This is a genomic window from Pseudomonas psychrophila HA-4, assembly GCF_000282975.1.
Classification (GTDB): domain Bacteria; phylum Pseudomonadota; class Gammaproteobacteria; order Pseudomonadales; family Pseudomonadaceae; genus Aquipseudomonas; species Aquipseudomonas psychrophila_A.
Window position 1 is genome coordinate 1 of sequence record NZ_ALJC01000084.1, and the last position, 10,709, is coordinate 10,709.

Genomic DNA, 10,709 nt, shown 5'->3' on the forward strand with positions numbered 1-10,709 from the left:
AAACCCCCTGTCTGCTCGCGCAGACAGGGGGTTTGTTTTTGCGCTCGAAAAATTCAAGTTTGCACTCTAGGTGTCAATTCTAGAAATAAGCTGCCAATAGATCGTTTGGCTCCTGCTTTGCAGGCTTTCTATGCAATAGTCCGGCTCATCGTTATTATGCGTGCCTGATTGTGAGGCGAAACTTGCATGCTGATGTTGTTAAAACTTCTTAAAGATGGTCGTTTTCATTCTGGACAAGCCCTGGGTGCAGCGCTCGGTATTAGCCGTAGTGCTGTATGGAAGCAGTTGCAGCGCTTGGAAGCAGACTTGAACCTATCGATCCATAAAGTTCGTGGTCGTGGCTATCAATTAGCTTCGCCGCTTGAGCTTCTTGAAAAGGACCAGCTTGCCGATAGCTGCTTTCCCGTATGTATCCATGAGTCTCTGGATTCGACCAATGCGCAAGCATTGCGTGAGATTTCAAGCGGGCTGCCTGCCCCTTTTATAATTCTGTCAGAGCAGCAGAGTGCAGGGCGAGGCCGTAGAGGAAGAAAGTGGGTCAGCCCCTTTGCTGAAAATATCTATTACAGCCTGGTTCTTCGCATGGATGGCGGGATGCGCCAGCTTGAAGGGCTCAGCTTGGTTGTCGGCTTAGCGGTGCTAGGTGCGCTTAGAGTTTTTGGCGACTTTGAGGCTGGTTTGAAATGGCCAAATGATATTTTGGTGGGAAATAAAAAAATTGCAGGCATTCTGCTGGAGTTGGTGGGTGATCCTGCTGATGTGTGTCATGTCGTCATTGGCATTGGTGTGAACGTCAATATGATTGTTGCAAGTGGTGTGGATCAGGCTTGGACGTCCGTGCGTTTGGAAACCGGTTGCGCTATCAATCGCAATGCGTTGATTGTTGCTCTTGGCGGGAGCTTAGAAATGTATCTGGGCCGTCATGAGGCTTTAGGGTTTGCTCCAATTAGGGCTGAATGGGAGCGCAATCATCTATGGCAAGGGCGCGAAGTTTCTTTGATGGCCGGTGCGCACCAGGTGGCTGGGACCGTGCTTGGTATCGACCAGCAAGGCGCAATACGTCTGAATGTTGCTGGGCAGGAAAAAACGTTCAGTGGTGGCGAGCTAAGTTTGAGGTTGCGCCATGATTCTTGAGCTGGACTGCGGGAATAGTTTTATCAAATGGCGGATAATTCATAACGGTGCAGTTATCGAGGGCGGAGTTGTTGACTCTGATTTGGGTCTGATAGCAGAGATCTTAGCAAACCCCTTACTGCGTATTACTCGTTGTCGCCTGGTCAGCGTGCGCAGTGATGAGGAGACATCTGGTCTTATTGCAGTTTTAGTCTCTACTTTTGCGGTAGAGGTTTTATGCGCTGAACCTGCTAGAGCTCTCGCAGGAGTCACAAACGGTTATGAGGACTTCGAGCGTCTTGGTCTAGATCGTTGGTTGGCTTTGGTCGGTGCTTATGAGCTGTCTAAAGGTCCTTGCCTTGTGCTTGATTTGGGGACGGCCGTAACTGCTGATTTTGTGTCTGGAGGCGGCCAGCACCTGGGTGGGTTTATTTGTCCAGGCCTTCCATTGATGCGCAGCCAGTTGCGTACGCATACTAGACGAATCAGATATGACAACTTGTCGGCTGAACAGGCGCTTCAGCGCGAAGCACCTGGGCGCACGACTGTTGAAGCTGTTGAGCGTGGATGTCTTATGATGTTGCGCGGGTTTGTGCTGTCGCAGTTGCAATTGGCGAGTACTTACTTGGGTGAGGATTATGTTGTATTCCTCACTGGGGGCGATGCTGGCTTGGTGGCGAGCGCGGTGCCGGATGCTCGTCTTGTGAAAGATCTTGTATTCGTAGGTCTGGCTGCTGCTTGTCCCTTATCCTGAGGTTCCTATGCGTTGGCTGTTCCTGCTGTTGGTTGTACTAAATATCTTCTACTTTGTGTGGCATCAGCAAGAGGCGCCTTTGAAGGCAAAGGAAGTTGTATCCTTATCTCTTTATAAAGGTAACAAGCAGGGTATTCAGCTGCTTAGCGAGACACGCTCGGACTTGTCCGCAGCGCAGCCTAAGAGGCAGGAAGGGTATGAGAATTCTGTCTGCTTTTATTTGAGCGGGCTTGGCAATGGCGATGCCTTGAGCAAAGTTAGGCAAAGTTTGGCGGATGCGGGGCTCGCAGGTGAGCTAGATAGTGCCGCGGATGCGGATTCTGGGGAGTTTACTTTCTTAGTATCGCCGCTCTCCAGGGCTCAAGCAGCTGAAAGCGTTTTGCAAAACCTACTTAATGAATTCAATAAGTTGAAATACGAAAAAAAGCAGTGCGAGGGCTTGCAGCTGCCCGGCACTTTGCATAGAATGGCGCCCGCTCCACAGTGAACTCAGAATTGTGTTTTCAAGGTGGTGCACGTTGACAACCTAACTTGATGATTTAATTAAGGAAAGCGGTTGACAAAGAGTAGGGATGATGTAGAATCCCGCTCAGCTCAGGAGGGGTTCCCGAGCGGCCAAAGGGATCAGACTGTAAATCTGACGTCTACGACTTCGAAGGTTCGAATCCTTCCCCCTCCACCATATTTACGCAAATCAGCAAGATTTGCGGGTGTAGTTTAGTGGTAGAACCTCAGCCTTCCAAGCTGATGATGCGGGTTCGATTCCCGCCACCCGCTCCATTCGTGCTGGTTTCAAAGATGTTTCGCTCTTGTAGCTCAGTTGGTAGAGCACACCCTTGGTAAGGGTGAGGTCAGCGGTTCAAATCCGCTCAAGAGCTCCATATAACAAGGCAGATATGAAAATATCTGCCTTTGTTTTGACGGGCTGGTTAGCTTGTTTGGAGTGTTTGCGGGTAATGCTTAGGCTTGGCATTGCTGCTCCTGTTGGTGATTGCTGTTGTGGGTGGCCTGCATTCTGCTGCTTACAAGTCTTGGTTTGTTGTTCGGCCTGAGGCAAAAGTAATTACATTGGTTGTTGAAAAGTCTCTCTCGGGTCGGCATAATCGGCGGCTCGATAATGTTTTAGGTCAGTAGCTCAATTGGCAGAGCGACGGTCTCCAAAACCGTAGGTTGGGGGTTCGATTCCCTCCTGACCTGCCAGATTCGCTCATTGCGTCTGGCTTTCTTTTCACAGGATCCTCTTTGATGACTCCCAAAGCTGAAGTTCAAGGCTCTCGCTTCGATCTCCTCAAGTGGCTAGTAGTAGTAGCTCTGGTGGTGGTGGGCGTTGTTGGGAATCAGTATTATTCTGGTTCGCCGATCCTGTATCGCGTCATTGCGCTTCTTGTGATTGCTGCTGTTGCTGCCTTTGTAGGTTTGCAGACTGCAAAGGGCAAGTCGTTCGCTGTCCTGGTAAAGGAAGCTCGTACTGAGATTCGTAAAGTCGTATGGCCAACTCGCCAAGAAACTACGCAGACTACGTTGATCGTGGTGGCTGTTGTTCTTGTTATGGCGTTGCTGTTGTGGGGTTTAGATTCCCTGCTCGGCTGGCTCGTTTCCTTGATTGTTGGCTAAGGGTGTCCCGTGGCTAAGCGTTGGTACGTAGTGCATGCTTATTCGGGTTACGAAAAGCATGTTATGCGCTCTTTGATTGAGCGTATTAAGCTGGCAGGCATGGAAGATGGCTTCGGCGAAATTCTGGTTCCCACTGAAGAAGTGGTTGAAATGCGTAATGGCCAGAAGCGCAAAAGTGAGCGTAAGTTCTTCCCTGGTTATGTGTTGGTCCAGATGGACATGAGCGAAGGTACTTGGCACTTGGTCAAGGATACACCTCGCGTCATGGGCTTCATTGGCGGCACCGCTGACAAGCCAGCACCCATTACAGATAAAGAGGCAGAAGCAATTCTGCGTCGCGTTGCTGACGGTAGCGACAAGCCTAAGCCGAAGACGTTGTTCGAGCCAGGTGAAGTTGTTCGCGTCACTGACGGTCCGTTTGCCGATTTCAATGGCACGGTCGAAGAAGTTAACTACGAAAAAAGTCGCATCCAAGTGGCTGTGCTTATTTTCGGGCGCTCTACTCCGGTAGAGCTAGAGTTTAGCCAGGTCGAAAAGGTCTAGCTGAGCACGCATCCCAACCCCATGGCTTCGGCTGTGGGGTTTTGTCGTCACTGGGATAAACACGCAAGTAACCGGGGAGCCTTTAATTTAGGCGTCTGAACCCGTAATTGGAGTGCCTCATGGCCAAGAAGATTACCGCTTACATCAAGCTGCAAGTGAAGGCCGCTCAGGCCAACCCAAGCCCACCTGTTGGTCCAGCTCTGGGTCAGCATGGTGTGAACATCATGGAATTCTGCAAAGCTTTCAACGCCCGTACTCAGGGTATTGAGCCAGGCCTGCCGACTCCAGTGATTATCACTGTTTACAGCGACCGTAGCTTCACGTTCGAAACTAAGTCGACCCCTGCTTCGGTTTTGCTGAAGAAGGCTGCTGGTCTGACTAGCGGTTCCGCTCGTCCAAACACCGTTAAGGTTGGCACTGTTACTCGTGCTCAGCTGGAAGAAATCGCGAAAACCAAAAACGCGGATCTGACTGCAGCTGATATGGAAGCAGCCGTGCGTACCATCGCCGGTTCTGCTCGTAGCATGGGCCTTAACGTGGAGGGTGTGTAATGGCTAAGCTGACTAAGCGTCAAAAGGCAATCGCCGGTAAAATTGAAGCTGGCAAGTCTTACAACTTTGTAGACGCTGCTGCTCTGCTGGCTGAGCTGTCGACTGTTAAATTCAGCGAGTCTTTTGACATCGCCGTTAACTTGGGCGTAGACCCACGTAAATCTGACCAGGTTGTTCGTAGCGCTACTGTGCTGCCACACGGCACTGGTAAGACTGTACGTGTAGCTGTGTTCACCCAAGGTCCTGCTGCTGAAGCTGCTCTGGCTGCCGGCGCTGATCGCGTTGGTATGGATGACCTGGCTGCCGAAATGAAAGGCGGCGACCTTAACTACGACGTAGTTATTGCATCCCCGGACGCAATGCGTGTTGTAGGTCAGTTGGGTCAGATCCTTGGTCCACGTGGTCTGATGCCTAACCCTAAGGTTGGTACTGTAACTCCAGACGTAGCTACCGCAGTTAAGAACGCGAAGGCTGGTCAGGTTCGTTATCGCACTGACAAAAACGGTATCATCCACACTTCCGTTGGCAAGATCGGCTTCGACGCCGTTCAGCTGAAGGAAAACGTTGAAGCCCTGATCGCTGATCTGAAGCGTATCAAACCAGCTTCATCGAAAGGTATTTACGTTAAGCGCGTTACCCTGAGCACCACTATGGGCCCAGGCTTGGTCATCGACCAAGGTTCTTTGGACGCGTAAGACAAATTGGCGCAGCGTGCTGCGCCAATGAAAGATTGGGGTCCCTGCCTGGCGGGGGCTATCCAAGACCGTAGGCGGCGCAAGCCTTAAACCTCAAGCCTACGCAGATGGTGCTCCCGGTTCCTTACCGAATCAGACACCAAAACGACATCCGGCCTCGGTTGGATGAAACGGTAACAAGCAGGAGTTAAACCCGTGGCAATTAAACTCGAAGACAAGAAGGCCATCGTCGCTGAAGTCAACGAGGCTGCCAAAGTTGCTCTGTCTGCTGTTGTGGCTGATGCCCGCGGTGTGACAGTAGGCGCTATGACCGGACTCCGTAAAGAGGCTCGTGAAGCTGGCGTTTACGTACGTGTTGTACGTAACACCCTACTGAAGCGCGCTGTTGCAGACACTGAATACAGTGTCCTCAATGACGTGTTCACTGGCCCGACCTTGATCGCATTCTCCAACGAACATCCAGGCGCTGCTGCCCGTTTGTTCAAAGAGTTCGCTAAAGGTCAGGATAAGTTCGAGATTAAGGCAGCTGCGTTCGAGGGCAAGTTCCTCGCAGCTAACCAAATCGACGTACTGGCAACACTGCCGACCCGCGACGAAGCTATTTCGCAGCTGATGAGCGTGATTCAAGGCGCTACCAGCAAGCTGGCTCGTACTCTGGCTGCAGTTCGCGAGCAAAAAGAAGCTGTTGCAGCCTAAGGCTGAGCACTTTCTCTCGCGTATTTTTGTTTATTTCGATGGCCGCGTAGGCCGTCTCCCAATTCAGGAAATACAGCAATGTCTATCTCCCAAGACGATATCCTCAACGCCGTAGCTGAAATGTCGGTTCTGCAGGTTGTTGAGCTGATCAAAGCTTTCGAAGAAAAATTCGGCGTTTCGGCTGCCGCTGCTTCTGCTGGTCCAGCTGCTGCTGCCGCTGTTGTTGAAGAGCAAACTGAATTCAACGTCATGCTGCTGGAAGCTGGCGAGAAGAAAGTTAACGTGATCAAGGCTGTTCGTGAACTGACTGGTCTGGGCTTGAAAGAAGCCAAGGCAGTAGTTGACGGTGCTCCAGCTATGGTTCTGGAAGCTGTTGCTAAAGACGCAGCTGACAAAGCCAAGGCTACCTTGGAAGAAGCAGGCGCTAAAGTCGAGCTGAAGTAAGCATCGACCTTGCGTCTCCAGCCCAAGCGTTAAGCTGAGGCTGATGGCTGGTGGCTCTTGCCACCGGCCTTTTTCCGTTATTGGCGGCCGACTGGCTCGGCGCCTTTAGCGTGCTGTAACCACCCTGTGCGGTGGAGCAAACCAAGGGGTTTGCACGATTTTCTGGCTGCTCCCGTCGGGAGAGGCCAAACAAGCAGGTGACCAAGCTGGGGAACGCTGATGGCTTACTCATATACTGAGAAAAAACGTATCCGCAAGGACTTTAGCAAGTTGCCGGACGTCATGGATGTGCCGTATCTCTTGGCAATCCAGCTGGATTCGTATCGTGAATTCTTGCAGGCGGGAGCGACTAAAGATCAGTTCCGCGACGTGGGCCTGCATGCGGCCTTCAAATCCGTTTTCCCGATCATCAGCTACTCCGGCAATGCTGCGCTGGAGTACGTCGGTTATCGCTTGGGCGAACCGGCATTTGATGTCAAAGAATGCGTGTTGCGCGGTGTAACTTACGCCGTACCTTTGCGGGTAAAAGTTCGTTTGATCATTTTCGACAAAGAATCGTCGAACAAAGCGATCAAGGACATCAAAGAGCAAGAAGTCTACATGGGTGAAATCCCCCTGATGACTGAAAACGGTACCTTCGTAATCAACGGTACCGAGCGTGTAATTGTTTCCCAGCTGCACCGTTCCCCGGGCGTGTTCTTTGACCACGACCGCGGCAAGACGCACAGCTCCGGTAAGCTGCTTTATTCCGCGCGTATCATTCCTTACCGTGGTTCGTGGTTGGACTTTGAGTTCGATCCGAAAGACTGCGTGTTCGTTCGTATCGACCGTCGTCGTAAGCTGCCTGCATCGGTACTGCTGCGCGCGCTGGGTTATACGACTGAGCAAGTGCTTGACGCTTTCTACACCACCAACGTTTTCCATGTTCAAGGTGAGAGCATCAGCCTAGAGCTGGTTCCTCAGCGCCTGCGTGGTGAAATCGCAGCCATCGATATTACCGATGACAAAGGCAAGGTGATCGTCGAGCAAGGCCGTCGTATTACTGCTCGTCACATCAACCAGCTGGAAAAAGCCGGTGTCAAAGAGCTCGTTATGCCTCTGGACTATGTCCTGGGTCGCACAACGGCCAAGGCAATCGTTCATCCGGCTACTGGTGAAATCATTGCCGAGTGCAACACCGAGCTGACAACAGAAATCTTGGCAAAGGTTGCCAAGAGCCAGGTTGTTCGCATCGAAACGTTGTACACCAACGATATCGACTGCGGTCCGTTTGTCTCCGACACTCTCAAGATCGACTCCACCAGCAACCAATTGGAAGCTCTGGTCGAGATCTATCGCATGATGCGTCCTGGCGAACCGCCAACTAAAGACGCTGCCGAGACACTGTTCAACAACCTGTTCTTCAGCCCTGAGCGCTATGACCTGTCTGCGGTCGGCCGTATGAAGTTCAACCGTCGTATCGGTCGTACCGAAATCGAAGGTTCGGGTGTGTTGTGCAAAGAAGACATCGTCGCGGTACTGAAGACTCTTGTCGACATCCGTAATGGTAAAGGCATCGTCGATGACATCGACCACCTGGGTAACCGTCGTGTTCGCTGTGTTGGCGAAATGGCTGAAAACCAGTTCCGCGTTGGCTTAGTGCGTGTTGAGCGTGCGGTCAAAGAGCGTCTGTCGATGGCAGAAAGCGAAGGCTTGATGCCGCAGGACCTGATCAACGCCAAGCCAGTGGCTGCTGCGGTCAAAGAGTTCTTCGGTTCCAGCCAGCTGTCTCAGTTCATGGACCAAAACAACCCGCTGTCCGAGATCACCCACAAGCGCCGTGTTTCTGCACTGGGCCCGGGCGGTCTGACGCGTGAGCGTGCAGGCTTTGAAGTTCGTGACGTACACCCGACGCACTACGGTCGTGTATGCCCGATTGAAACGCCGGAAGGTCCGAACATCGGTCTGATCAACTCCTTGGCTGCTTATGCGCGCACCAACCAGTACGGCTTCCTTGAAAGCCCGTACCGTGTGGTGAAAGACGCGTTGGTCACCGACGAAATCGTATTCCTGTCCGCCATCGAAGAAGCTGATCACGTGATCGCTCAGGCTTCGGCCACGATGAACGACAAGAAAGTACTGATCGACGAACTGGTAGCTGTTCGTCACTTGAACGAATTCACCGTTAAGGCGCCGGAAGACGTCACCTTGATGGACGTTTCGCCGAAGCAGGTAGTTTCGGTTGCCGCGTCGTTGATTCCGTTCCTTGAGCACGATGACGCCAACCGTGCGTTGATGGGTTCGAACATGCAGCGTCAAGCTGTACCAACCCTGCGCGCTGACAAGCCGCTGGTAGGTACTGGCATGGAGCGTAACGTAGCGCGTGACTCCGGCGTTTGCGTCGTGGCTCGTCGTGGCGGCGTGATCGACTCTGTTGATGCTAGCCGTATCGTGGTTCGTGTTGCTGATGATGAAGTTGAGACCGGCGAAGCTGGTGTTGATATCTACAACCTGACCAAATACACCCGCTCGAACCAGAACACCTGCATTAACCAGCGTCCGCTGGTTCGCAAGGGTGACCGCGTACAGCGCAGCGACATCATGGCTGACGGTCCGTCCACCGATATGGGTGAGCTGGCTCTGGGTCAGAACATGCGCATCGCGTTCATGGCCTGGAACGGTTACAACTTCGAAGACTCCATCTGCTTGTCGGAACGCGTAGTTCAAGAAGACCGCTTCACCACGATCCACATTCAGGAACTCACCTGTGTGGCGCGTGACACCAAGCTTGGGCCTGAAGAGATCACTGCAGACATCCCGAACGTCGGTGAAGCTGCGCTGAACAAGCTGGACGAAGCCGGTATCGTTTACGTAGGTGCTGAAGTTGGCGCTGGCGACATTCTGGTGGGTAAGGTCACCCCGAAAGGCGAGACCCAGCTGACGCCAGAAGAGAAGCTGTTGCGTGCAATCTTCGGTGAAAAAGCAAGCGACGTTAAAGACACCTCCCTGCGCGTGCCTACCGGTACCAAAGGTACTGTCATCGACGTTCAAGTCTTCACTCGTGACGGTGTTGAGCGTGATGCTCGTGCCCTGTCGATCGAGAAGACTCAGTTGGACGAGATCCGTAAGGATCTGAACGAAGAGTTCCGTATCGTTGAAGGCGCCACTTTCGAACGTCTGCGCTCTGCTCTGGTTGGCCATGTGGCTGAGGGCGGTGCAGGTCTGAAGAAAGGCCAGGAAATCACTAATGAAGTCCTGGACGGTCTTGAGCATGGGCAGTGGTTCAAACTGCGCATGGCTGAAGATGCTCTGAACGAGCAGCTTGAAAAAGCTCAGGCTTACATCATCGATCGCCGTCGTCTGCTGGATGACAAGTTCGAAGACAAGAAGCGCAAGTTGCAGCAGGGCGATGACCTTGCTCCAGGCGTGCTGAAGATCGTCAAGGTTTACCTAGCAATCCGCCGTCGCATCCAGCCGGGTGACAAGATGGCTGGTCGTCACGGTAACAAAGGTGTGGTCTCTGTGATCATGCCGGTTGAAGACATGCCGTACGATGCCAATGGCACCCCGGTCGATGTGGTCCTCAACCCGTTGGGCGTACCTTCGCGTATGAACGTTGGTCAGATTCTCGAAACTCACTTGGGCCTCGCGGCTAAAGGTTTGGGCGAGAAGATCAACCTCATGATTGAAGAACAGCGCAAGGTTGCTGACCTGCGTAAGTTCCTGCATGAGATCTACAACGAAATTGGCGGTCGTCAAGAAAGCTTGGATGACTTCTCCGATCAAGAAATCCTTGATCTGGCGAAGAACCTTCGCGGCGGTGTACCAATGGCTACCCCGGTGTTCGACGGTGCCAAAGAAAGCGAAATCAAGGCAATGCTTCGTTTGGCAGACCTGCCAGACAGCGGCCAGATGGTGCTGACTGATGGTCGTACCGGCAACAAATTCGAGCGTCCGGTTACCGTTGGCTACATGTACATGCTGAAGCTGAACCACTTGGTAGACGACAAGATGCACGCTCGTTCTACCGGTTCTTACAGCCTGGTTACCCAGCAGCCGCTGGGTGGTAAGGCGCAGTTCGGTGGTCAGCGTTTCGGGGAGATGGAGGTCTGGGCGCTGGAAGCTTACGGCGCGGCATACACTCTGCAAGAAATGCTCACAGTGAAGTCGGACGATGTGAACGGTCGTACCAAGATGTACAAAAACATCGTGGACGGCGATCACCGTATGGAGCCGGGCATGCCCGAGTCCTTCAACGTGTTGATCAAAGAAATTCGTTCCCTCGGCATCGATATCGATCTGGAAACCGAATAACACGTG

The 10,709-nt window shown here is 52.6% G+C and carries 10 protein-coding genes and 4 tRNA genes; all 14 read left to right on the top strand.

All coding sequences use genetic code 11. The annotated features are described in order from the left end of the window. Positions 1-186: 186 nt before the first annotated feature. The 14 genes from birA to rpoB all read left to right on the top strand — a co-directional run bounded on the left by birA (position 187) and on the right by rpoB (position 10,703). Positions 187-1,134, top strand: a complete 948-nt coding sequence (birA, locus tag B347_RS0111610) for a bifunctional biotin--[acetyl-CoA-carboxylase] ligase/biotin operon repressor BirA (protein WP_019409891.1) — start codon at positions 187-189, stop codon at positions 1,132-1,134. Next, complete coding sequence (locus B347_RS0111615) at positions 1,124-1,867, top strand: pantothenate kinase (protein WP_019409892.1); 744 nt, start codon at positions 1,124-1,126, stop codon at positions 1,865-1,867. Before birA ends, B347_RS0111615 begins: the two co-directional genes overlap by 11 nt. 7 nt (positions 1,868-1,874) lie before the next feature. Then, positions 1,875-2,354, top strand: coding sequence for a hypothetical protein (locus B347_RS0111620; RefSeq protein WP_019409893.1), 480 nt, complete (start codon positions 1,875-1,877; stop codon positions 2,352-2,354). 110 nt (positions 2,355-2,464) lie between these two features. Continuing rightward, positions 2,465-2,549: transfer RNA gene (locus tag B347_RS0111625), tRNA-Tyr, on the top strand. A gap of 24 nt (positions 2,550-2,573) precedes the next feature. Further along, positions 2,574-2,647, top strand: a tRNA-Gly gene (locus tag B347_RS0111630). A 25-nt stretch (positions 2,648-2,672) separates the two neighbouring features. Continuing rightward, positions 2,673-2,748, top strand: a tRNA-Thr gene (locus B347_RS0111635). Positions 2,749-2,991: 243 nt separating this feature from the next. Beyond that, positions 2,992-3,067 (top strand) — tRNA-Trp (locus tag B347_RS0111640). Between the two features lie 45 nt (positions 3,068-3,112). Continuing rightward, entirely contained in the window at positions 3,113-3,481 is a 369-nt protein-coding gene (gene secE, locus B347_RS0111645; RefSeq protein ID WP_019409894.1) for a preprotein translocase subunit SecE, read from the top strand. Positions 3,482-3,490: 9 nt separating this feature from the next. After that, the gene (gene nusG / locus B347_RS0111650) at positions 3,491-4,024 is read left to right on the top strand and encodes a transcription termination/antitermination protein NusG (RefSeq protein WP_026014126.1); all 534 of its coding nucleotides are present in this window, start codon (positions 3,491-3,493) and stop codon (positions 4,022-4,024) included. Positions 4,025-4,143: 119 nt separating this feature from the next. After that, entirely contained in the window at positions 4,144-4,575 is a 432-nt protein-coding gene (gene rplK / locus B347_RS0111655; protein ID WP_008008888.1) for a 50S ribosomal protein L11, read from the top strand. After that, the gene (rplA, locus tag B347_RS0111660; RefSeq protein ID WP_016779167.1) at positions 4,575-5,270 is read left to right on the top strand and encodes a 50S ribosomal protein L1; all 696 of its coding nucleotides are present in this window, start codon (positions 4,575-4,577) and stop codon (positions 5,268-5,270) included. The genes rplK and rplA overlap by 1 nt, the downstream gene beginning before the upstream one ends. A 195-nt stretch (positions 5,271-5,465) precedes the next feature. After that, positions 5,466-5,966, top strand: coding sequence for a 50S ribosomal protein L10 (gene rplJ, locus B347_RS0111665; protein ID WP_019409896.1), 501 nt, complete (start codon positions 5,466-5,468; stop codon positions 5,964-5,966). Positions 5,967-6,044: 78 nt separating this feature from the next. Further along, a complete protein-coding gene (gene rplL, locus B347_RS0111670) occupies positions 6,045-6,410 on the top strand; it encodes a 50S ribosomal protein L7/L12 (RefSeq protein ID WP_019409897.1) in 366 nt (121 codons plus the stop codon). 219 nt (positions 6,411-6,629) lie between these two features. Then, the gene (rpoB, locus tag B347_RS0111675) at positions 6,630-10,703 is read left to right on the top strand and encodes a DNA-directed RNA polymerase subunit beta (RefSeq protein ID WP_019409898.1); all 4,074 of its coding nucleotides are present in this window, start codon (positions 6,630-6,632) and stop codon (positions 10,701-10,703) included. Positions 10,704-10,709: the final 6 nt, after the last annotated feature.

Coding starts and splice junctions, on each gene's coding strand:
- secE (WP_019409894.1), top strand. CDS start 3,113: ATGACTCCCAAAGCTGAAGTTCAAGGCTCTCGCTTCGATCTCCTCAAG.
- B347_RS0111615 (WP_019409892.1), top strand. CDS start 1,124: ATGATTCTTGAGCTGGACTGCGGGAATAGTTTTATCAAATGGCGGATA.
- rpoB (WP_019409898.1), top strand. CDS start 6,630: ATGGCTTACTCATATACTGAGAAAAAACGTATCCGCAAGGACTTTAGC.
- rplA (WP_016779167.1), top strand. CDS start 4,575: ATGGCTAAGCTGACTAAGCGTCAAAAGGCAATCGCCGGTAAAATTGAA.
- B347_RS0111620 (WP_019409893.1), top strand. CDS start 1,875: ATGCGTTGGCTGTTCCTGCTGTTGGTTGTACTAAATATCTTCTACTTT.
- rplL (WP_019409897.1), top strand. CDS start 6,045: ATGTCTATCTCCCAAGACGATATCCTCAACGCCGTAGCTGAAATGTCG.
- birA (WP_019409891.1), top strand. CDS start 187: ATGCTGATGTTGTTAAAACTTCTTAAAGATGGTCGTTTTCATTCTGGA.
- rplK (WP_008008888.1), top strand. CDS start 4,144: ATGGCCAAGAAGATTACCGCTTACATCAAGCTGCAAGTGAAGGCCGCT.